This window comes from Blautia sp. Marseille-P3201T, from assembly GCF_900120295.1.
In the GTDB taxonomy this organism is placed as follows: Bacteria; Bacillota; Clostridia; order Lachnospirales; family Lachnospiraceae; genus Blautia.
Genome location: NZ_LT635468.1, coordinates 1 through 22017, shown reverse-complemented (window position 1 = coordinate 22017; position 22017 = coordinate 1). Strand labels below are relative to the sequence as shown.

The 22017-nt window shown below is 38.7% G+C and carries 22 protein-coding genes, 2 tRNA genes, 1 other RNA gene and 1 pseudogene; 18 read left to right on the top strand and 8 right to left on the bottom strand.

The window, feature by feature from the left end; translation table 11 throughout:
- The first annotated feature begins 25 nt into the window (after positions 1-25).
- From BQ7352_RS03145 to spoVG, 3 genes are all read left to right on the top strand, one after another.
- Positions 26-1300 (top strand): glucose-1-phosphate adenylyltransferase, encoded by a 1275-nt coding sequence (locus BQ7352_RS03145; protein WP_072446923.1) that lies wholly within the window; start codon positions 26-28, stop codon positions 1298-1300.
- Positions 1297-2412: a glucose-1-phosphate adenylyltransferase subunit GlgD gene (gene glgD / locus BQ7352_RS03140; RefSeq protein WP_072446922.1), complete on the top strand. Its 1116-nt coding sequence runs from the start codon at positions 1297-1299 to the stop codon at positions 2410-2412. The genes BQ7352_RS03145 and glgD overlap by 4 nt, the downstream gene beginning before the upstream one ends.
- Positions 2413-2497: 85 nt before the next feature.
- Positions 2498-2782, top strand: a complete 285-nt coding sequence (gene spoVG / locus BQ7352_RS03135; protein WP_072446921.1) for a septation regulator SpoVG — start codon at positions 2498-2500, stop codon at positions 2780-2782.
- Between the two features lie 125 nt (positions 2783-2907).
- On the opposite strand, the gene BQ7352_RS03130 is transcribed toward spoVG, so the two are convergent.
- From BQ7352_RS03130 to BQ7352_RS03120, 3 genes are all read right to left on the bottom strand, one after another.
- Positions 2908-4287: an RsmF rRNA methyltransferase first C-terminal domain-containing protein gene (locus BQ7352_RS03130; protein ID WP_072446920.1), complete on the bottom strand. Its 1380-nt coding sequence runs from the start codon at positions 4285-4287 to the stop codon at positions 2908-2910.
- Positions 4288-4310: 23 nt separating this feature from the next.
- The gene (locus tag BQ7352_RS03125) at positions 4311-4694 is read right to left on the bottom strand and encodes a hypothetical protein (protein WP_072446919.1); all 384 of its coding nucleotides are present in this window, start codon (positions 4692-4694) and stop codon (positions 4311-4313) included.
- A gap of 162 nt (positions 4695-4856) precedes the next feature.
- Positions 4857-4930 (bottom strand) — tRNA-Pro (locus tag BQ7352_RS03120).
- 135 nt (positions 4931-5065) lie between these two features.
- Between BQ7352_RS03120 and BQ7352_RS03115 the strand changes: the two genes are divergently transcribed.
- The 4 genes from BQ7352_RS03115 (at position 5066) to BQ7352_RS03100 (ending at position 7571) form a co-directional block, all read left to right on the top strand.
- Entirely contained in the window at positions 5066-5908 is an 843-nt protein-coding gene (locus BQ7352_RS03115) for a hypothetical protein (RefSeq protein ID WP_242948511.1), read from the top strand.
- Positions 5909-6033: 125 nt separating this feature from the next.
- A tRNA-Ser gene (locus BQ7352_RS03110) sits at positions 6034-6119 on the top strand.
- Between the two features lie 97 nt (positions 6120-6216).
- On the top strand, positions 6217-6711 hold the full coding sequence (gene tadA / locus BQ7352_RS03105) for a tRNA adenosine(34) deaminase TadA (RefSeq protein ID WP_072446918.1): 495 nt from the start codon (positions 6217-6219) through the stop codon (positions 6709-6711).
- Positions 6708-7571: a homocysteine S-methyltransferase family protein gene (locus tag BQ7352_RS03100; protein ID WP_072446917.1), complete on the top strand. Its 864-nt coding sequence runs from the start codon at positions 6708-6710 to the stop codon at positions 7569-7571. The genes tadA and BQ7352_RS03100 overlap by 4 nt, the downstream gene beginning before the upstream one ends.
- Here the strand turns inward: BQ7352_RS03100 and BQ7352_RS03095 are convergent.
- Together BQ7352_RS03095 and ffs are read right to left on the bottom strand one after the other, a co-directional pair.
- Complete coding sequence (locus tag BQ7352_RS03095) at positions 7549-8172, bottom strand: DedA family protein (protein WP_072446916.1); 624 nt, start codon at positions 8170-8172, stop codon at positions 7549-7551. The genes BQ7352_RS03100 and BQ7352_RS03095 overlap by 23 nt on opposite strands.
- A gap of 97 nt (positions 8173-8269) precedes the next feature.
- Positions 8270-8532, bottom strand: an RNA gene (gene ffs / locus BQ7352_RS03090) — signal recognition particle sRNA large type.
- A 128-nt stretch (positions 8533-8660) separates the two neighbouring features.
- On the opposite strand from ffs, the gene dnaX reads away from it, so the two are divergent.
- The 4 genes from dnaX to BQ7352_RS03070 are packed head-to-tail and all read left to right on the top strand — an operon-like array spanning position 8661 to position 12339.
- A complete protein-coding gene (dnaX, locus tag BQ7352_RS03085) occupies positions 8661-10280 on the top strand; it encodes a DNA polymerase III subunit gamma/tau (protein WP_072446915.1) in 1620 nt (539 codons plus the stop codon).
- Between the two features lie 12 nt (positions 10281-10292).
- Entirely contained in the window at positions 10293-10649 is a 357-nt protein-coding gene (locus BQ7352_RS03080) for a YbaB/EbfC family nucleoid-associated protein (protein WP_072446913.1), read from the top strand.
- A complete protein-coding gene (gene recR / locus BQ7352_RS03075) occupies positions 10649-11248 on the top strand; it encodes a recombination mediator RecR (protein WP_072446912.1) in 600 nt (199 codons plus the stop codon). Before BQ7352_RS03080 ends, recR begins: the two co-directional genes overlap by 1 nt.
- Positions 11245-12339 carry a LacI family DNA-binding transcriptional regulator gene (locus tag BQ7352_RS03070; RefSeq protein WP_072446911.1) on the top strand — a complete coding sequence of 365 codons (1095 nt, stop codon included), beginning with the start codon at positions 11245-11247 and terminating at the stop codon, positions 12337-12339. The genes recR and BQ7352_RS03070 overlap by 4 nt, the downstream gene beginning before the upstream one ends.
- A gap of 294 nt (positions 12340-12633) precedes the next feature.
- On the opposite strand, the gene BQ7352_RS03065 is transcribed toward BQ7352_RS03070, so the two are convergent.
- Complete coding sequence (locus BQ7352_RS03065; protein WP_072446909.1) at positions 12634-13896, bottom strand: IS110 family RNA-guided transposase; 1263 nt, start codon at positions 13894-13896, stop codon at positions 12634-12636.
- A 295-nt stretch (positions 13897-14191) separates the two neighbouring features.
- Here BQ7352_RS03065 and fsa point away from each other — a divergent pair, with 295 nt between their 5' ends.
- From fsa to BQ7352_RS03050, 3 genes are all read left to right on the top strand, one after another.
- Positions 14192-14845 carry a fructose-6-phosphate aldolase gene (fsa, locus tag BQ7352_RS03060; RefSeq protein ID WP_072446907.1) on the top strand — a complete coding sequence of 218 codons (654 nt, stop codon included), beginning with the start codon at positions 14192-14194 and terminating at the stop codon, positions 14843-14845.
- Between the two features lie 85 nt (positions 14846-14930).
- Entirely contained in the window at positions 14931-15770 is an 840-nt protein-coding gene (locus BQ7352_RS03055; protein WP_072446905.1) for a transketolase, read from the top strand.
- A complete protein-coding gene (locus BQ7352_RS03050; protein ID WP_072446903.1) occupies positions 15758-16696 on the top strand; it encodes a transketolase family protein in 939 nt (312 codons plus the stop codon). The genes BQ7352_RS03055 and BQ7352_RS03050 overlap by 13 nt, the downstream gene beginning before the upstream one ends.
- Before the next feature lie 75 nt (positions 16697-16771).
- Here BQ7352_RS03050 and BQ7352_RS03045 read toward each other — a convergent pair whose 3' ends face one another.
- Positions 16772-17113 carry a YmaF family protein gene (locus tag BQ7352_RS03045; RefSeq protein WP_072446901.1) on the bottom strand — a complete coding sequence of 114 codons (342 nt, stop codon included), beginning with the start codon at positions 17111-17113 and terminating at the stop codon, positions 16772-16774.
- Positions 17114-17212: 99 nt separating this feature from the next.
- Here BQ7352_RS03045 and BQ7352_RS15130 point away from each other — a divergent pair, with 99 nt between their 5' ends.
- Entirely contained in the window at positions 17213-17896 is a 684-nt protein-coding gene (locus BQ7352_RS15130; protein WP_242948510.1) for an HD domain-containing protein, read from the top strand.
- A gap of 26 nt (positions 17897-17922) precedes the next feature.
- Here the strand turns inward: BQ7352_RS15130 and yyaC are convergent.
- Positions 17923-18441: pseudogene (yyaC, locus tag BQ7352_RS03035) on the bottom strand (spore protease YyaC); the annotation flags it as partial.
- A 162-nt stretch (positions 18442-18603) separates the two neighbouring features.
- On the opposite strand from yyaC, the gene BQ7352_RS03030 reads away from it, so the two are divergent.
- The 3 genes from BQ7352_RS03030 to BQ7352_RS03020 are packed head-to-tail and all read left to right on the top strand — an operon-like array spanning position 18604 to position 21631.
- Positions 18604-19722 carry a LysM peptidoglycan-binding domain-containing protein gene (locus BQ7352_RS03030; RefSeq protein WP_072446895.1) on the top strand — a complete coding sequence of 373 codons (1119 nt, stop codon included), beginning with the start codon at positions 18604-18606 and terminating at the stop codon, positions 19720-19722.
- A gap of 46 nt (positions 19723-19768) precedes the next feature.
- A complete protein-coding gene (locus BQ7352_RS03025) occupies positions 19769-20929 on the top strand; it encodes a DUF5711 family protein (protein WP_072446893.1) in 1161 nt (386 codons plus the stop codon).
- Between the two features lie 12 nt (positions 20930-20941).
- The gene (locus tag BQ7352_RS03020; protein WP_083429836.1) at positions 20942-21631 is read left to right on the top strand and encodes a CvpA family protein; all 690 of its coding nucleotides are present in this window, start codon (positions 20942-20944) and stop codon (positions 21629-21631) included.
- The last annotated feature ends 386 nt before the right edge of the window (positions 21632-22017 follow it).

Below are 22017 nucleotides of genomic sequence, written 5' to 3'. Positions count from 1 at the left end.
ATATAAAGATACAAGAGGTGATGGCATGATTAAGAAAGAGATGATTGCGATGCTTCTGGCCGGTGGTCAGGGCAGTAGACTTGGCGTTCTTACTGCAAAGGTAGCAAAACCCGCAGTAACATTCGGAGGAAAATATAGAATTATCGACTTTCCTTTGAGCAACTGTATCAATTCAGGTGTAGATACAGTTGGTGTACTGACACAGTATCAGCCTTTGCGTTTGAACACGCATATTGGTATAGGAATTCCATGGGATTTGGATAGAAATGTAGGGGGAGTTTCCATTTTGCCTCCTTATGAAAAGAAAACAAATACGGAATGGTATACAGGTACTGCCAATGCGATTTACCAGAACTTAGCATATATGGAAAATTACAATCCTGATTATGTTTTGATTTTGGGCGGTGACCATATTTACAAAATGGATTATGAAATTATGCTGGATTTCCACAAGGCAAATAAAGCAGATGTGACAATTGCATGTATGCCGGTGCCATGGGAAGAAGCGTCCAGATTTGGTCTGGCAATTACAGATGAAACAGGAAGAATTACAGAATTTGAAGAAAAACCGGCAGAGCCTAAGAGTAATCTGGCATCTATGGGAATTTATATTTTCAGCTGGCCGGTTTTAAGAGATGCCTTGATTGCATTAAAAGATCAGTCAGGCTGTGACTTTGGTAAACATATTCTCCCATACTGCAAAGAAAAAGGACAGAGATTATTTGCTTATGAGTATAACGGCTATTGGAAAGACGTTGGTACTTTAGGTTCTTACTGGGAAGCAAATATGGAGCTTATTGATATTATTCCGGAATTTAATTTGTATGAAGAATTCTGGAAAATATACACAAAAGGTGATGTTATCACACCGCAGTATATTGCCGGAGACGCTGTTGTCGAGAAAAGTATTATCGGAGAGGGGACAGAAGTTTACGGCGAAGTACATAACTCTGTAATTGGTGCAGGTGTAACAATTAAAAAAGGAGCTGTTATTCGTGACTCCATTATTATGAAGGGCACAACGATTGGTGAGCATGATGTTATTGACAAAGCAATCATTGCAGAAAATGTAATCGTAGGTGACAACGTAGTAATGGGAATTGGAGAAGAAGTACCGAACAAAGTTAAACCAAATGTATATTCCTTTGGTTTGGCGACGGTAGGAGCAAATACAGTAATTCCGTCAAATGTAAGTATTGGAAAAAATACGGCAATTGTGGGAATTACTGCACCGGAAGATTATCCGGATGGAATATTGGCTAGCGGAGAAGTATTGAATAAGGAAGGTGAGACAGAATGAGAGCAATAGGTATTATTCTTGCCGGCGGCAATAATTACAGGATGAAAGAATTGTCAAATAAGAGAGCGATTGCAGCTATGCCTGTAGCGGGAAGCTACCGCAGCATTGATTTTGCTCTTAGTAATATGTCAAACTCCCATATTCAAAAGGTAGCAGTGTTGACACAGTATAATGCAAGATCTTTAAACGAGCATTTAAGCTCTTCAAAATGGTGGGATTTCGGAAGAAAACAAGGAGGGTTATTCACCTTTACTCCTACCATTACACCGGATAACAGTTTTTGGTATCGCGGTACAGCAGATGCCATTTATCAAAATCTGGACTTCCTGAAAAACAGCCATGAGCCTTATGTAGTAATTGCGTCAGGTGATTGTGTGTACAAGCTGGATTATAATAAGGTTTTGGAATATCACATTGCAAAAAGAGCAGATATCACAGTTGTATGTACAGATGTACAGAGTGAAGATGCTACTCGCTTTGGATGCGTTAAAATGAATGAGGACTGCAGAATTGAAGAATTTGATGAAAAACCAATGGTAGCACAGTCCAATACGATTTCTACCGGTATTTATGTTATTCGAAGAAGACAGCTCATTGAATTAATTGAGAAATGTGGTGCTGAAGATCGTCACGATTTTGTTAAAGATATTTTAATTCGTTATAAAAATCTGAAACGTATTTATGGATATAAGATTAATTCTTACTGGAGTAATATCGCTACAGTAGAGTCTTATTATAAGACAAATATGGACTTCTTAAAACCGGAAATCAGAGAATATTTCTTCCGTCAGTATCCGGAAATACAGTCTAAAATTGATGATCTGCCTCCGGCAAAATACAATCCGGGTTCAGCTGTAAAGAACAGTTTGATTTCCAGTGGATGTATTATTAATGGTACGGTGGAAAATTCTGTATTGTTTAAAAAAGTTTTTGTAGGTAATAATTGTGTGATTAAGAATTCTATTATTTTAAATGATGTATATTTAGGGGACAACACACATATTGAAAACTGTATTGTGGAAAGCAGGGATACCATTCATGCGAATTCCTATTACAGCGGAGAAGACGGTATTAAAATCGTAGTTGAGAAGAACGATCGTTATGTTCTTTAGGCAGAAGGACTGCCGGGAGAAAATTCCGAAATAGAAGACAGAAAAATACGACTGCAAAAGGCGGCAATGAAAGGGGAAGGACATTATGAACATCACAGATGTAAGAGTAAGACGAGTAGCAAAAGAGGGTAAAATGAAAGCAGTGGTTTCCATCACCATTGATGAAGAATTCGTAGTGCATGATATCAAGGTTATTGAAGGGGAAAAGGGACTGTTTATTGCTATGCCAAGCCGCAAGGCAACTGATGGAGAATATAGAGATATTGCACATCCTATTAACTCAACAACCAGAGAAAAAATACAGAATATTATTCTGGAAAAATACGAACAAGTATTGGCGGAGGAGCCTGTAGAAGAAACAGAGGCTTAAAATAAAAAAGAAACTTCAAATAAAAAGAGATTGTCTCTTTAAACAGTACCCGGAAATATTGATACACTTTCTGAGCATAAAAGGTATCAATATTGGGGATGTGTACTCAAAGAGACAGTCTCTTTTTAATAGTGGAGACGCCATCCGGCAGGATATTTGTTTTTTAAGGTTGTGCCTACAACTTTTCCCCAGCCTAAGGGGAAACCATCTGTGCAAACAAGATGCCAGCCTTTTTGAGAAGCTTCATCTTCGTTTAGAATTAAAGTTTCACCTTTTAGATAGCGCATGACTCTCGTATCAGAGGAAGAAAGATTTATAATATTATTGAAATTCTTCATCTGTAAAGACATAGCGAAAGGCTGACTGGGTTCAAATCTGTTTTTCTTTAATTCTCCTAAGAAAAGTCCATTACGAAGGAATTTAATTCCCTTTAAAGAAGCAGTATCCGCTTCAGGAAGATAATAAACATTTTCATTTCGAATATCAATTCTGCTAAAATCTAAAGGTTCTGACATATTTTTAAAAAATTCATCTAAAAGCTTTTTGGATGCTTTGTCAGGTTTTACTGACGGCGAAGTTTTATTGGAAACTGAATATCCGTCTTTTTTCATGAGAGCAAGAAAATGTCCTTCTCCTTCCATGTGATGAGGGAAAATACGGACACATTTTGCCAGACGAGGGTCATTATTTCCCCAGTCAGGACATCCTTTTGAAAAACCTTCATAGTCAGAAAGACTTAAAAGTTCCATTTCGGGGAAATTTTCCAATACAAAAGAAATCAAACCTTCATTTTCTATTGGTGAAAAGGTGCAGGTGGAATAAAGGAGTTTTCCTCCCGGCTTTAACATAGAAATTGCCTGGGTAATAATTTCTCTTTGCAGTTTACCAAAAAATGCCGGACGGGTTTCATCCCATGTTTTGGCAACATCGAGATCTTTTCGAAACATCCCCTCACCGGAACAGGGAGCATCTACCAGAATTTTATCAAAAAATTCCGGAAAATATTTTGCAAGCTTTGCAGGGGTTTCGTTTGTCACCATAGAGTTTTTTATACCAAACAGTTCCAGATTTCGTAAGAGCGCTTTTGCTCTGGAATTGCTGATATCATTGGCTGCTAAAAAGCCTTTTCCCTGAAGTTTGGCACCTAATTCTGTTGCTTTTCCTCCGGGAGCAGCACATAAATCCAGTACATATTCTCCGGGTTTTATGGAGAATTGGCTGGCGGGTGTCATGGCACTTGGCTCTTGCAGATAGTAAAGTCCGGCAAAATAATAAGGGTGTCTGGATGGTCTGTCATTTTCGTTGTAGAAAAATCCGTTGTCAATCCATGGAATAGGCTCTAGATGAAATGGAGAGATTTCCAAAAATTTTTCAACGGAAATTTTATTTGTGTTCACCCTTAACCCAAATTTTCTGGGAAAATCGTAGCTTTTTAAAAAATCAGGAAATTCTTCGCCGAGCATAGTTTCCATGCGGGATAAGAATTTTTCAGGAAGCTGTTTCATATACAAAGTCCTTTCTGTTAAAACTAAAAAATACTCCTTGTTTCAAGTTTTTGGGAAAAGACCTTTCGTAATAGAAAATTTACTGTTTCATTGGGGGCTTGTGCGCGAAAATCAGCAAGCCATTGTCTTGCCTCAGATAAAAGATAAGGAATATCTTCATGTTGATTTTCACATTTTTCCAGCAGACAGCTGATGTCTTTTATGAAAAAGTCTGCATATAAATCCCAAACCATTTCATGAAAAGCGTATAACTCCAGATAATCTGCAATCAGGGAAATACGCCTGAAATCACTAAATGTCATAGGCAGTTCACCTAGAACTTTTTTGCGGTCCTCTGCACTGCAAAGACTGTAAAAAGTGATTTGTTCCAGCATAAGATTTCTATCAAAAAGACTTAATTGTTCCATACGCTATTTCTCCTATGTGCGATAATGCAAATATTTATAACTCTTTTATTATATAGCGCATTGCAAACGAAATCCAGATAAAACTTGACTAAGGTATTATATTTGTGCAAATTGCAAAAACACCGGAAATCCTAAGACATCCAGTGTTTTATAAAGAAGTAGTCGAAGCGACGTGATTCGAACACGCGACCTCTGCGTCCCGAACGCAGCGCTCTACCAAACTGAGCCACGCTTCGTTGTTTAGTTGTTGTCAACGAAAAATATTATATATGCAATGTGCATAAATGTCAATGGGAAAAACAGAAATTTTAATGTTCTAAATAAAATCTATATACATATATTTTAGGGATAAGATAAGGAAAAGAGAAAATATGACAGGATATTGTAGATTTATTGCATACGTGTATGAATATACATACGGGAAAAAAGGAAATGGAAAGGGGTTCATCCGTGTAGAAGCAAAAGACGGAATTTGCAGAATGGACTATAAACTCACAGGAATTTGCAGTCAGGAAAGTGCACCTGCCCGTATTTATGGTTATGTGCGGGAAAAGGAAGAGTGTACTGCGATTTTGTTGGGAGAATGTGATCTGGCAGGCAGCAATGTACAGTTTACGTTGGAAATACCGCAGATTAACATAGGCGATAGTTCTTATGGGTTCGGAGATATAAAGGGGCTGGTGATTTTAGGACAGTCAGGTGAAACCTATGGAAGCGGCTGGGATGACCAGCCCATTCAACTGGATGCTATTCATTTTCCGGAAGAAACAGATGTACCAATTGAAGAAAAACAAGAGGAGGAAGCGGTAGAACCTCCTATAATAATGGAAAAGAGTTTAGAGGTGAAGACAGAACCTGTTCCGCCTGTGCCCGAGGCAGAAATAACAGAAACAGAGGAATTTATGCCTTTTCCAGACGGCAGCGTATTAGAATGTAAGAGGATTACACCGATGGATGATCAGCTTTTGGCAAGTCAGGACAGAGGTCTTTTAAATAATCAGTTTTTGCGTCATGGTTTTTCTCAATACGGGCATTTACTGCTGGGAATAAGACAAGAAGATAATAAACATATTTTGGGTGTACCTGGTGTTTATGAAAGACAGGAAGCTTTAATGGCAGGGATGTTGGGATTTCCATATTTTAAAGAAACAGGAGAAAGGCAGCCTGATGGGAAACTTCAGGGATATTGGTATCGTGTGGTTAATACAAAATAGACAGAGATACAAGAGCGGCAGCTTGCCTGACAGAGGATATTCTTTATCGGGCAAGCTGTTTTCCTGTTTGAAATGTTAATTTTACTTGACCATAAAGAACGGAAAGTTATATAATATAGGTCGTTGGAGATATATCGAAGTGGCTATAACGAGCCGCACTCGAAATGCGGTTGTCCGAAAGGGCACGTGGGTTCGAATCCCACTATCTCCGCTTCAGGAGGGGCTGTTGCATTATGATTGTTGTTTCATGCGATAGCCTCTTTTTCTTTCATGTAAAACGGAGTTAGAAGAAACAGAAGGAGACAGGGATGACAGAGGATGAAAAGTTTATGAGGGAAGCCAAGAAGCAGGCAATGAAGGCCTATGCTTTAAGGGAAGTTCCCATTGGATGCGTGATTGTATATGAAGGCAAAATTATTGCAAGAGGATATAATCGCCGAAATACAGATAAGAATACAGTATCTCATGCAGAGATAAATGCAATCAGAAAGGCCAGTAAAAAGCTGGGTGACTGGCGTTTGGAAGGATGTACTTTATATGTAACTTTAGAGCCATGCCAGATGTGCGCAGGAGCAATTATACAGGCGAGGGTGGATAGAGTAGTGATTGGCAGCATGAACCCCAAGGCAGGCTGTGCAGGTTCTGTTCTAAACCTTTTGGAGATGGATGGATTTAATCACAAGGCAGAGGTGACAAGGGGGGTTCTTGAAGAAGAGTGCAGCAGTATGCTTAGTGGATTTTTCAAGGAACTTCGGAAAGAGAAGGCAAAGAAAAAGGAGCAGGAAAGAGAGGACGCATTATGACAAAAGAAGAATTCAGAGAATTGACGAGCAGGGAAATTGTTATCTTGGACGGAGCAACCGGTTCAAATCTGATGAAGGCAGGTATGCCAAGAGGAATTTGTACAGAACAGTGGATTTGCGAAAACCCGGAACCGCTTATAAAGCTTCAGCAGGCATATCAGCAGGCAGGCAGTCAGATTGTCTATGCGCCTACTTTTTCAGCTAATAAAATCAGTCTTGCCAATCATGGTTTGGAAAATCAGGTGGAAAGTTTAAATAAACAACTTGTTCAGATTTCCCGCAGCGCAGTGGGAACTGACTGCATGGTAGCAGGGGATTTGACTACTACAGGCAGACAGGATGCAGAATACGAAATGTTGCTGGATGCATATAGAGAACAGATTTCAGCACAGTTAGAGGCAGGAGTTGATCTGCTGGTGGCAGAAACTATGTTGGGGGTCACAGAACCCATGGCGGTTTTAGACGCAGCCAGAGAGTTGTGCAATTTACCGGTTATGTGCACTTTAACAGTAGAGTCAGATGGAAGTCTGTTTTTTGGCGGAAACATTTACGACTCAGTAGAACTTTTAGAGGAAATGGGAGCAGATGCAGTGGGCATTAATTGTTCCACAGGACCGGACCAGCTTTTGAGCGTAGTAGAGAATATAAGAAAAAGAATAGAAATTCCCTTAATTGTAAAACCAAATGCAGGAAATCCGGTGATTGATCATACAGGAAACCCAGTATATTCTATGGGGGCAGAGGAATTTTCCTGTCATATAAAACGCCTTATAGATGCCGGGGCAAACCTTGTGGGAGGCTGCTGCGGAACAACTCCCGACTATATTGAGCAGCTTGTTAGGTTGAAGTCTTCTTTTTAAGTTGATGACCCAGGAAAAGGAGAAGACCTGTTATAGAAAATAAAATAAGGACAAGTTTGGCGGCCTGAGAATAATTACGAAAATATTGTGCTGCTTTTTGCCAGGAAGAACCGGCAGCAGCGCCCAGAAAAATAAGGATAAAATTCCAAATCAGGCTGCCCAGGGTTGTCATAAGAAAAAAAGGCCCTAAGTTCATTTGTGCGATACCGGCAGGAATGGAGATGAGACTTCGCACAATTGGGATAAAACGACATAGAAATACAGTATAGTTTCCTTTGCTGTCAAACCAGTTTATGGATTTTTCTATATCAGAAATATTCAGATGGAGAGCCTTTCCAACAGGCCCATTTACCAGAGACTTTATTTTTTCCATGGAAAGGATGCTTCCAAGCTCATAGAGGAGGATAGCGCCGGCAAGACTTCCAACAGTAGCAGAAGCAACGACTCCGGGTAAATTCATTTGGGTGAAAGTAGTCATAAAGCCACTGAAAGTAAGGATAACTTCAGAGGGAATAGGGGGAAAAACGTTTTCAATCATAATGAGAAAGGCAATGCCCAGATAGCCATAAGTGTTCAAAATTTCTACCAGCAAATCATTCATGGGAAAGTCACCATTGTTTTTTTCTATGTTTATGCGAAAAAGATGCCGGATATTCGGCGGATATAAAAAGAATAGATAAGAGATTGCTTATTTTTTATCGTGCGCCGCCCATCGAAACTTTTTCATGAACGTTACCTCTACAGTTAACTCGGCCCAGGCACCCTCACGGCACACAGAAGGTTCTGCTTAGTGCTGCTACATTCCTGTCCTGACACGGTTCACAGATTTCTGTTGCGTAAGACCCAAACGTCAACGCCACTTATAAAGGGCAGCTTCACAAAAAGAAGTCCCTCAGATTGGCATCACCCCTGCTTTAGCGGATTGCAGGTACAGGGCACCGCTATCTCCCCGGCTGCACGATGTTAACAGTATAACGGCTTTTTAAGAAAATGTCAAATATAAGTTGTGAGGCAATATAAAATATTATATAATAGAAAAAGCCTTCTTTATCACAGAGAAGGTATATTAAAAGAAAAAGGAGAATTCACATGGGCTATACAGCTCTTTATCGTAAGTTCCGTCCTCAGGAATTTGAAGATGTAAAGGGGCAGGAACATATTGTAACTACATTAAAAAATCAGATAAAAGCTGATAGAATCGGGCATGCATATCTTTTCTGCGGTACGAGAGGTACAGGTAAAACAACCATTGCTAAAATTCTGGCAAGAGCAGTAAATTGTGAACATCCGGTTGACGGGAGCCCCTGTAATACCTGTAAAACCTGCAGAGCCATTAATGAAGGCACATCTATGAATGTTATTGAAATTGATGCGGCATCCAATAATGGTGTGGATAATATTCGTGAAATTCGCGAGGAGGTAGCATATCGTCCAACAACAGGTAAATATAAGGTCTATATTATTGACGAGGTACACATGCTCTCAACAGGAGCTTTTAACGCACTTTTAAAGACCTTGGAAGAACCGCCGTCTTATGTTATTTTTATTCTGGCAACTACGGAAGCACATAAAATTCCAATTACTATTTTGTCCCGTTGTCAGCGGTATGATTTCAGGAGAATTACAGCTGAAACCATTGCAGCACGTCTGCAGGAGCTGATGGACAAAGAGGGAAATGATGTTGAAGAAAAGGCAATTCGTTATATTGCCAAAGCTGCGGATGGTTCTATGCGAGATGCTCTTTCCCTTTTGGATCAGTGTATTGCTTTCTATCTGGGAGAAAAACTGACGTATGAAAAGGTTTTAGAAAATTTGGGCGCAGTAGATACAGAGGTATTCAGCCGTCTGTTTCGTCGGATTTTGCAGCAGGATACAGCAGGTACGATTAAAACCTTAGATGACATTATTATTCAGGGAAGAGAGCTGGGACAGTTTGTTACAGATTTTATCTGGTATCTTCGAAATCTGCTTTTGATTTCTACTTCAGAGCATCCGGAGGAGGCGGTAGATGCATCTGCGGAAAATCTGGAGAGAATGAAAGAAGAAAGCAGTATGGTGGATGCGGAAACGCTTATGCGCTATATTCGCATTTTTTCGGAGCTTTCTAATCAGATAAAGTATGCTTCTCAAAAAAGAGTGCTGGTAGAAATTGCATTGATTAAGCTTTGCCAGCCGGTTATGGAGATGAATTTAGACTCTCTTTACGACAGGGTTCGGGTTTTGGAAGAAAAACTGAAAAACGGTGTGATGGTGCAAAGTGTACCGGCTGAAAACTATGGGCAGACAAGGACAGAAAATGTACAGGAACAAATCCCGGAAGAAGAAATAGTAAAGCCGGAGAAGGCTGCACCGGAGGATTTGCAGTATATAAAAAAGAACTGGAATTCCATTATCCGTGATACAAAGGGACTTTTGCAGCAGATGCTGTTAGACTCTGTACCCAAATATGATGGAAATACAGGAGAGCCAATACTTTATGTGGAGTTTCAAAACTTTCTGGCTCAGACCTGCATTGACAATCCCGAAAATCTGGAAATGCTGAAAAATGCAGTGAGAAAGAAAATCGGAAAAGAAGTCGAAATAAAAATGATACTGAAAAACAGCGAAACTGCTCACAAAAACAGTGGGCTGGCGGAGATTTCCGTAGATGATTTAATTCATAAAAACATTAATATGGAAATTACAGTAGAAAATATGGAAGAAGAATAGGAGGAAATTATTATGGCAAAAAGAGGAGGATTTCCAGGTGGCATGATGCCGGGAAACATGAACAATTTAATGAAACAGGCGCAGAAAATGCAGCGTCAGATGGAAGAAAATCAGAAAGCTTTAGAAGAAAAAGAATTTACGGCAGCAGCAGGTGGTGGAGCAGTAGAAGTTACTGTTTCCGGTAAAAAAGAAGTTTTAAAAGTGAAGTTGGCAGAAGAAGTAGTTGATCCGGATGATATAGAAATGCTGGAAGATTTAATTGTAGCTGCAACAAATGAAGCACTTCGTAAAATGGAAGAAGAGTCAGCCGCTGTTATGTCAAAATTAACAGGTGGATTTGGCGGTATGGGCGGAGGCTTCCCGTTCTAATGGAATATTACAGCAGCCACATTAATAAACTCATAGAAGAATTTTCAAGACTGCCGGGCATTGGTGCAAAATCTGCACAACGCCTGGCGTTCCACGTTTTAAATATGCCGAAAGAGCAGGTGGAACAGCTGGCAGGTGCAATTACCAATGCAAAGGCAAATGTACAATACTGTAAATGTTGTTACACTCTTACAGATCAGGAAATATGTCCGATTTGTAATAATCCTAAACGCAATCACAATGTAATTATGGTGGTAGAAAATACAAGAGATTTGGCAGCTTATGAAAAAACGGGGAAATTTGACGGTGTTTATCACGTGCTTCACGGAGCTATTTCTCCTATGTTGGGAATAGGACCGGATGATATTAAATTAAAAGAGTTAATGCAAAGAATATCACAAAATGATATAGAAGAAGTGATTATTGCTACAAATTCCAGCCTGGAAGGGGAAACTACTGCAATGTACATCAGTAAGTTGATTAAGCCTACGGGAATTAAAGTCAGCCGAATTGCCAGTGGAGTTCCTGTGGGAGGAGATTTGGAATATATTGATGAAGTGACACTTTTAAGAGCCTTAGAGGGCAGAGTAGAGTTATGAGAAAAAAAGTTACATCAACAGATATTGCGAAAGCAGCAGGAGTTTCTCAGGCAACAGTTTCTATGGTGCTGAATAAGAAATACAATGTATCTTTTTCAAAAGAAACTATAGAAAAGGTAGAGCGGGCTGCAGCTGAGCTGGGGTATACAATTCCTAAAAGACGACAGAGAAAGAATGTGAAAGACAGCAGGCTTTTGGTGGTGTTTTGCCCAACTCTTACAAATCCTTATTATGTTATGCTGCTTCAGGGAATTGAAACTGTTGCAAAAGAAAATGGTTATGGCGTTTTTGTGTGCAATACTCAAAGAGAACTGAAACTGGAGGAACAATATTTGAAAATGATGCACAGTGTATCTCCGGCAGGAATTATCTACACTTGTAATCCCAGCAATCAGTTTATGGAGCAGGTGGAAGAGCTTGCGGAAAAAATTCCTTTAGTGGTTATCAGTAATCGGGATAAGGTGAAAGTAGATGCGATTAACCAGGATAATACGAAAATCGGAAGTCTTATGGCAAGGCATTTATTAGATTTGGGACATCAGAAGGTGGCATTTATTGCCCCACCGCTTACGAAACGTCAGGCTCAGCGTTTTCGCAGAGTAGAAGGATTTGTAAAAGAGTTTGAAAAGGAAGGACTGTCTCAGTTTGTAACTATAAAAGCGGCAGATGACCATTGGGATGAAGTTTTACCAAGCGTGGACTCTGAGTATCGTATTGGCTATAATTTAACAAAAGAGCTTTTAAAGGAAACTCAGGATGTAACAGCCATTGCCGGGCTGAATGATATGATTGCTTTTGGCATTATGGATGCTTTACATGAGGAAAAGTATAGAGTTCCCGGAGATGTATCTGTAATAGGATGTGACAATATTATTTTTTCCCGCATGATGCCTATGGCTTTGACTACTATCGAACACTTTGTCCCTTTAAAGGGCAGAGATGCCTGCGAAATTATTATGAAGAAGATTGAAACGGATAATCAGTTGTTTCAGGAAATGACACCGGTAAGTACGTATCATATAGAGTATGAGCCAAAGCTGATTGTGCGTAAGACTACTTCCTACGCTAAGGCGAAAAAGAAAAATAATTAAATAGAAGTACAAAAATTATTAATAATAATATTTCTTTAATCACATAAAAACAAGAAGATTTTGGTATTATAGTGTTAATAAAAATGAAAATTATTAATAAATAAAAATGTTTATAATAAAAGGCTCTCTTGCATAACCTGCAAGTAAAGAGTAAACTGTAAATATCAAAGAAACCTGCCTGTGGGGCACAGTATGGAGGTATTTACTGTGAAAGAAAGTAGAGGACAGCCAACAAATGGCGTACTTTAATAAGCTGTCTTATGGCAGCCTTTGAAAAATTATTATTTTGAAAAGCTAGGAAGCTAATTGTGATTCGGAAAGAATTCCTTCTCTGATGAGCAGTTTCTTAGCCTGTTTGATAGCCTTTTCCTTTTGCTTTTCTTTCAAAGGTTCAGGTATATCAATCTTGTATAAATCGGTCGGATTCCACGCTTCACCAGTGGACAGCATCTGATAGATAGCAGTGAGAATCATCCGGGCGATGGCAATAATGGCTCGTTTTTTACCACGGCGCTTCATAATACGTTCATATTTCTGTTTATAGTAAGGAGACTTGTCGGATTTCACGGCTGCATGAGCGACTTGCACCAATGCAGGTTTGAGGTAGACACCGGCACGTGTTATCCTGACAGATTTCTTCTTACCAGCAGATTCATTGTTGCCGGGAGTCAGTCCTGCCCAACAACAGAGGCGTTTGGAATTAGAAAACGGAGTCATATCGGTACCAATCTCGGAGATAACAGTAATTGCACTGTTACGGTCAACACCCGGAATGGTACACAGTAACTGGACAGCATTTTCATAAGGGGCAATCAAAGAATCAAGCATAGTGTCTATATCATTGATTGTAGATGTGATATAATCCAGATGTGCGCGGACGAGGCGCATACGGTATTTTTGGGAATCGGTCATCTGATACCCTTCGATGGATTCAATGACACTGTCAGACTTTTTCTTTAGGGAACGGAGAAGTCTGGAAGCTATTTCTTCGTGGTTGATGGAATTGTCGGATCGTTCAATCAGGTAGTCAATAACAGATGTAGCTGATTTCCCAAAGATATCGGAAACAACCGAATCTAATGCGACATTACAGACAGTAAGCGCATTCTGATATCTGTTCTTTTCGCTGGTACGGCAGGAAGTCAACTTGTAACGATATCTTGTGAATTCACGCAAGATACGGATTGGTTTACAAGGGATATAGCTCCCAGGAACCAGACCTAATCGAAACAAATCCCCAATCCATTTGGAATCTTTTGTATCATCCTTGTTACCTTTGACTGCTTTTACCCATTTGGGGTTGGCAATAGTGACGTTGATATCGTCTTCCAAGAGATTGAATACAGGAACCCAGTATTTACCGGTAGATTCCATACAGACATCCCGACATTGGTTTTCAATCAGCCAATTTTTGAATTGCAGGATCGAATTGTTGAAGGTGGAGAAACGTTTCTTTTGGTAAGAAGGTTCTACTCCGGAAATGGTTTTAATGATTGTGGCAACGAGAAAAGATTTGTGAACATCGACGCCACAGCAGGTTTGATAAACAACTTTCATGGTCAAAACTCCTTTCAAAGTGAGATAAAGAAGCCATTGACTGCTCCACCACACATTTAACAGAGAAGTTAAAACAATTCTTACTGTACGGTCTAAAAGAGCCACTTATTTGTGCTTGAAAGATGGAACTCACACTGATTATTATGCTGTCTAAAACCGAAGAAAGTCTTTACGACTCACCTCCCCGTGCTTTGTAGTATAACTTCTTTAACAATTATTTTATCAGTAACGTGGGGGATTAAAAGACTTTCATTACTATTTGTGCCGCCGACTTGGCGGCGGAATGGAGATTATTATGAAATTTTTTATTGACACAGCAAAGGTAGAAGACATTAAAAAAGCAAATGATATGGGCGTTATTTGTGGGGTGACTACAAACCCGTCTTTAATTGCCAAGGAAAGACGAAATTTTGAAGAGGTAATTAAAGAAATTGCGTCTATCGTAGACGGACCAATTAGTGGAGAAGTGAAAGCTACTACTACTTCAGCGGAAGAAATGATTAAAGAAGGAAGAGAAATCGCAGCAATTCATCCCAATATGGTTGTAAAAATTCCTATGACAGCAGAGGGATTAAAAGCAGTAAAAACGTTGACAGCAGAGGGGATTAAAACAAATGTTACTTTGATTTTTACAGCAAATCAGGCTCTTTTAGCTGCAAGAGCGGGGGCAACTTATGTTTCACCATTTCTTGGAAGACTGGATGATATTTCCACAAACGGAGTAGAATTAATCAGTACGATTGCTGATATGTTTGCTGTTGCAGGTATTGAAACTGAGATTATTGCGGCAAGTGTAAGACATCCGATGCATGTGACGGATTGCGCTCTTGCAGGTGCAGATATTGCCACAGTACCATATAAAGTAATTGAGCAAATGTTACATCATCCACTGACAGATGCAGGTATTGAAAAATTTAAAAAAGATTATATTGCAGTATTTGGTGAATAATGAAGGTTGGCATATCTGTCGTCATCTGTTATAATGACATGGAAAATCAGATTTGGGATTTTTATTGTATATCAGGAGGAAAGAAATGAACAAGTTAGAACTTCAGAAGATGGCTAACGAAATTCGTAAAGGAATTATAACAGCTGTCCATTCTGCAAAAGCCGGACATCCGGGAGGCTCCTTGTCCGCAACAGAAGTATTCACTTATTTGTATTTTGAAGAGATGAATATTGATCCGAAAAATCCAAAAAAGGCAGATCGTGATCGTTTTGTGCTTTCTAAAGGTCATACTGCACCGGGATTATATTCTGCTTTGGCACACAGAGGATATTTTCCTGTAGAAGATTTGGTGACTTTACGTCATATTGGTTCTTATCTTCAGGGACATCCGGATATGAAACATATTCCGGGAGTAGATATGTCAAGCGGTTCTTTGGGACAGGGTATTTCTGCAGCAGCAGGAATGGCGCTTTCTGCAAAGTTAAGTAATGAGTCTTATCGTGTGTATACATTGCTTGGTGATGGCGAAATTCAGGAAGGACAGGTTTGGGAAGCTGCTATGTTTGCCGGACATAGAAAACTGGACAATCTTACAGTAATTGTAGATAATAATGGTTTGCAGATTGATGGAAATATCGAAGATGTATGTTCTCCATATCCAATTGATAAAAAGTTTGAAGCCTTTAACTTCCATGTAATTAATGTGGAAGATGGTAATGATTTTGACCAGTTAAAGGCTGCTTTTGATGAAGCAAAAACAGTAAAAGGAATGCCTACAGCAATTATTATGAAAACAGTAAAGGGAAAAGACGTTTCCTTTATGGAAAATAATGCCGGATGGCATGGAAAAGCTCCAAATGATGAAGAATTTGCCATTGCAATGGCTGACTTGGAAAAGGTAGGTGAAGCATTATGTCAGAAGTAAAGAAAATTGCAACCAGAGATAGTTATGGAAACGCATTAGTAGAGTTAGGAAAAAAATATGAAAATCTGGTAGTTTTAGATGCTGACCTGGCAGGTGCTACAAAGACAGCTACATTCCAGAAGGCTTTCCCGGAACGTCACATTGACTGTGGTATTGCAGAAGGCAACATGGTAGGTATTGCAGCAGGACTTGCAACAACAGGAAAAGTTCCTTTTGCAAGTACATTTGCTATGTTTGCGGCAGGACGTGCTTTTGAGCAGGTGCGTAACTCTGTGGGATACCCACATTTAAATGTAAAAATCGGCGCAACACATGCAGGTATTTCTGTAGGAGAAGACGGTGCAACACATCAGTGTAATGAAGATATGGCTCTTATGAGAACTATTCCGGGTATGGTTATTTTAAACCCTTCTGATGATGTAGAAGCAAGAGCGGCTGTAGAAGCTGCTTACCATCATGAGGGTCCGGTTTATCTTCGTTTTGGAAGACTTGCAGTTCCGGTAATTAATGATAGAGAAGATTATAAATTCGAAATTGGTAAAGGAATTGTATTAAGAGAAGGAAAAGACGTTACAATTTTTGCTACTGGTTTGTGTGTAAATGAAGCACTGCAGGCAGCAGAGAAACTGGCAGTAGATGGTGTTGATGCAAAAGTAATCAATATTCATACGATTAAGCCGTTAGATGAAGAGTTAGTAGTAAAAGCAGCGCTGGAAACAGGAAAAGTTGTGACTGTAGAAGAACACTCTGTAATTGGCGGACTTGGCGGCGCTGTTGCAGAAGTTCTTTCTGAAAAAGCACCTACAAAAATGCTTCGTATCGGAGTTAATGATGTGTTCGGAGAGTCAGGACCGGCAGTGAAGTTATTAGAAAAATATGGAATTGATGCAGCAGGTATTTATGAAAAAGTAAAAGCTTTTGTATAAATTTCTGCGTAGAAGAAAAGAGGCTGTCACATTAAGCAGAAATGCGACAGCCTCTTTGTTAAATGACAGGAAGGTTTATTCGCAAACAGGATTTTCTATGGCAGTGGCAACAATAAACTCGTGTTTATGGTTCGCGTCATAAGAAGTACAGCCTTTCAGCAGATGGACATGTTTGCCGCAGCCCACATCAATGGCTTTTCCGGTTGTTCCGCAAAATTCGTGGTGATGTCCGTTGCAGGAGTCTGTTGTGAATTTTACTTCATGAACATGACTTCCGTCACAGGGAATTGCATCACCTGAAACAGTGGCAAATCTATGATTATGAGCGTATTCACAACATCCTGAGATGCGTGTACTGCCTGTTATTTCGTGGTTATGCTGTTTGGGATAGCAGATTTTTGTTTCGTTATTTTCCATAATAAGAATTCCTTTCTATTCATAGTTAATAGTTACAATAATATAGTATGCAGAAAAGAAAAAAAGGGGAGTGATACAATGAGAGCAGGAAGAAGAAAAATGAGGAGAAAACATACTGCGATTTCTCCCGGAAATGAAGAGTTTTACAACTATATCAAAGACTTGGTACATCATCCGTATGTGTTGAAAATGAAGAAATTTCCTCATCATTGTGAAACAAGTTGTTATCAGCATTGTCTGAACGTGGCTTATTATAATTATCGGATTTGTAAGTTCTTTCATTTGGATGCCAGAAGTGCAGCTCGTGCGGGAATGCTGCATGATTTATTTTTATACGACTGGAGAGGGCATAGAAAGAAAACAGGGGATCCTGTACATGCTATGACGCATCCTCACAGGGCTCTTTATAATGCAAAAAAGTATTTTCATTTAAACAGTCTGGAGGAGGAAATGATTGTAAAACACATGTTTCCTGTTACACCAATTCCCCCCACACATTGGGAAACATGGATTATTACCCTTACAGATAAATACTGCGGAACATGTGAAATTGGACGATATTATTATAAAGTCTGGTTCCCTAGAGGTGCGTATGCTCTGATTAAAAGTATTGTGAAAAAGGTATTTGGCCCTGATTATGAATATCAAGATTATATTCTTCCTTTTGGTAAAGAAGAAGTTGCAGCGGCTGACAGAGGCGTAAATTTTGTGAAGCTTCGAGTGCGTTCAGAGGGCAACTGGAAAAAAGGGACGGCCGGGAATACACGTGAACCGAAGTACTGATGGTGAGCAAGCAGAATGCCGGAAACAATGGAATCCGCCATTTGCACAACAGTGGCAAGCCGGGTGCTTTGAAGAAGAAAGTGATCAAAAGCTCCGGATATATTTACAATTCCGGTAATGGAGATATCACCTACTGACGGCAGGGATTTGTGTACGCCCAGTCCCGGTTCTAAAGCTCCTGCGGAAATGGTTAGGAAGCCAATGTGGTTTTTAGAACCCAGAGAGGCATCAACGGCAATAATAAGACTATGCGGGTGTTGCTTTTTTAACATTCCTATGGTCTTATTTAGATTTAAGGCATGAACAGGCTGTGCAAGGGTTCCGTAGATATAAGTAGATTTGAGAGGGGTTTTGGACAGGCTGTGTCCTACCAAAGGGCCTAAACTGTCTCCTGTAATGCGGTCACTTCCAATACACAAAATAACCAATTCATTAAAGTCTTTTTTACAGGAAAGGAACAAATCAAAAAGTACAGTGCCCAGTTTTGTATCTGCTCCTGAAGTTTTATTCTCTATATAGTAAACAGGCTGTGTTTCATTTGGCATAATCTTAAAATCCTTTCTTTTTATTACTGTTTTTATTCTGTCCGTTTCTTGGAAACTTTATCCCGAAAAAAATGTCGTAAAAAAAATAGAATAGGCAACCGAATATGCTAAATTTCGCAATCGGAATATGTTATCCTTTCATTCAAAAAGGGGTGACTGATTATGATAGAAATTGTTTATGAAAAGGAAAAACAAAAGCCGGATGGAAATGAAGAATATTTTCGTATTCCTAATAACATACGCCAGATAGGGGAAATTACCGGAACACAAAAAATCTATATAGAAGATTATGCATATACTTATCTTTGTAGAATAGCCACTGAAAATTCTCATAAAGGAATTGCAGCTATTTTAATGGGACAATCCAACTGGAAAGACGGGTGTTCTTATCTTTTTGTTAAGAGTGCAGTGGCTCTGGAAGAGATGGAGGTAAGCGAGGAACACTTGGCATTTACTCAGGAAATATGGAATCATGTATATGAAAAGAATAAAGAGTATTTTCCGGAGCAGGAAGTGGTAGGGTGGTTTTTATCCATACCAGGTTGTTCTATGGAGCTTCATGAGGTTATTTGCCAGACGCATTTAAGTCATTTTGGAGGAAATGATAAAATATTGCTGGTGAGAGAGCCTTTAGAAAAAGAGGAGGCTTTTTATCGCTATGAAGAAGGAAAAATGTCGAGACAGACGGGATTTTATGTGTATTATGAGAAGAATGAGCCGATGAGAAGCTTTTTGATTGCTCAGAATGCGAAACAGGAAAAGAAAACAGAAGATGTAGATGACTCTGCGGTACATACTTTTCGCAAGAAAGTGGAAATGAAAAGTGAAACAGAAGAAAAATATAAATTTCCGGTATTTAAAACAGTAGGAGTCTGTGCAATGGCAGCGGCTTTGGCGGTAGGTGTGCTTTATGTCAATGATTATAAGAAAGTAAAGAGCAGTAAAAGTGCGATTGCCAGTATAAAAGAGGAGCAGGAAGAACCTGTAAAAGTAACACCGGTAAATGGGATGCCGGATGAAAATATAAAGGAGGAAGAAGCGGAGGAAACAGAAGAAATGCAGGAGGAAGTTCCGGTGCAGAAACCAGAGGAAGAAACTACTCAATCTCAGGAAACACAAGCTCCTTCTCAGAATTCCTACACCATTCAGCAGGGAGATACGCTGACTAAAATCAGCATAAGAAATTATGGAAATGCAAAAAAAGTAAAAGAAATCTGTGAGCTTAATCAAATACAGGAAAACGATTTGATTTATCCGGGACAAACAATTTTACTACCATAAAAATTTGTGCTATACTTATTTAAAAATACGATTAAGGAAGAAATTTATGAATTTAAAAAAATATACTTCTGAAAATAATAAAGTGATACAGCTGTATAAAAATAAATGGAACAGAAAGTGGTTTCTTCCATTGGGAATTCTGATTTTTATATTAGTTGTTATTTTAGGGATTAAATATCATGTGTACCATAATTATCGTATACTTTCTTCATCAAATAATGAAGATACTCAATCTTCAGGTTATGTGCCGCTGGGGGACTGTCTTTTGAAATATGGCGATGACGGTGCATATTTATTATCTCAGTCTCAGGAAATTTTATGGAATCAAACCTTTGAAATGAGCAATCCTTCTGTGGATGTACGAGGGGAAAGAGCAGTCATTTACGATAAAAAAGGAACAAAAATGTTTGTTCTGAACAAGGATAAACAAGTATCTGATATAGAAACAAAATTTCCTGTGCTGCAGGCAGAAATCACTGAGAAAGGCGGCGTGGCAGCTATTTTGGAGGATGGAGAAAAGACGTGGATTAATTACTATGCGCCGGATGGAAGCGTAATAGCGGAAAATCAGACACGTATTGAAAATCCGGGTTATCCGTTAGATATAGCTGTTTCTCCCGGTGGTGAAAATATTGCAGTCAGCTTTTTAATGGTAGAAAAAAGCCGTTTGATTAGTAAGGTGGTATTTTATAACTTTGGTGATGCAGGACAAACAAAAGAAGATAATATTGTGGCAGATTATCAATATGAAAATACAATTATTCCGCAAATTATCTATTTAGACAATGAAACAGCAGTGGCAATCCGAGATGATGGATATTCTATCTTTAAAGGAACGGAAAGTCCGAAAGAGAAAATAAATGAAACAATTAAAGAAGAAATTGTAAGTACCTTTTATGATGAGAAATATTTCGGGCTGGTTTTAAAAGGCAGCGGCAAAAAAGAGGAATATGTGATGCAGCTTTATGCACCCTCAGGAAAGAAAATGTTTTCTAAGAAATTTGAACACGAATATCAAAGCATTGATATCAGTAAAGAAATGATTATTATGTGCGATGGTTCTGATGTAAAAATGTATAATTTAAAAGGGATTTTAAAATTTGATGGAACCATAGATGAAGGCGCTGTGAAAAATGTTTTTCAAATGTCTTCGAAACGCTATATGGTGATTTCTGAAAATGGAATTAATGCAATTAGTTTGAAATAAATGAGGGCAGATATGAATTGGTTAAGTGTAATAATTCTGGCAATTCCGGTGCTGTATATTTTTAGCGGCTTTCAAAAAGGTATGGTAAAAATGGCATTTTCCTTTTTGTCCATTTTTATTACTCTGGCAGCTTGTTTTATACTCAACCCATATATAGAAAAGATGTTAAAACAGGAAACAAGAATTTATGAAAATATTCAAAATGAATGTGTAAGTTACATGAAAGAAACAATTGAGATACAAGACAGTACAGAGGAACAAAAAAACATAATTCAAAATCTGCCTCTTCCGGAGGATATAACAAAGCTGCTATTCGCTGAAAATACAGATAAAGAGAATGGAGATATTTTGGCAGAGGGCTTTATAAAAAGTTTATCCGGGTATATAACGGATTTTATTATTGGAGCAATCAGTTTGATTTTGACTTTTCTTCTTGTAAGTATTGTTATGGGAGCTGCGGGAAAAATTTTAGGGACAATTTTTTCTTTCCCTGTACTCAGTTTGATGAATAGAATAGGTGGCGCTGCATTAGGAGCGGTAAAAGGAATATGCATAATCTGGATTTTCTTTTTAGTAATAGGGGCATTTTGGAATACTGCATGGGCACAAAATTTTTATCATTTAATAAGAGAAAACACAATTACCGGATACTTATATGATCAGAATATATTTCTATATTTCTTAAAAGGAATTATAAAATAAAAAAGCAGGAAAATTTTGCGGAATTTTTCTGCTTTTTTATTGACATGGGCATCAGAAAATGGTATAGTAAATGCCATCAGCGGATTGCTGGTAAAAAATATGTAAAATAAAAGAAAAAAGTTGTTGACAAAGTTGGAAAGATGTGATAATCTAATCTAGCTGTCGCAAAAGAGCAGAGATGCCGAAAGGCAGCAAAAAAACTTTTTAAAAAAGTACTTGACAAGCTGAAAGCGATATGATAAAATATCGGAGCTGTCAGATGACAGGAACCTTGATAATTAAACAGTGAAACACATGAAAACGAAAATTCTTTTACATTCATTTTTAAAAACGGTTTGAAAAACCAAAAACAGTAAAAGGGATATACAATTGAAGAGACTTCAATT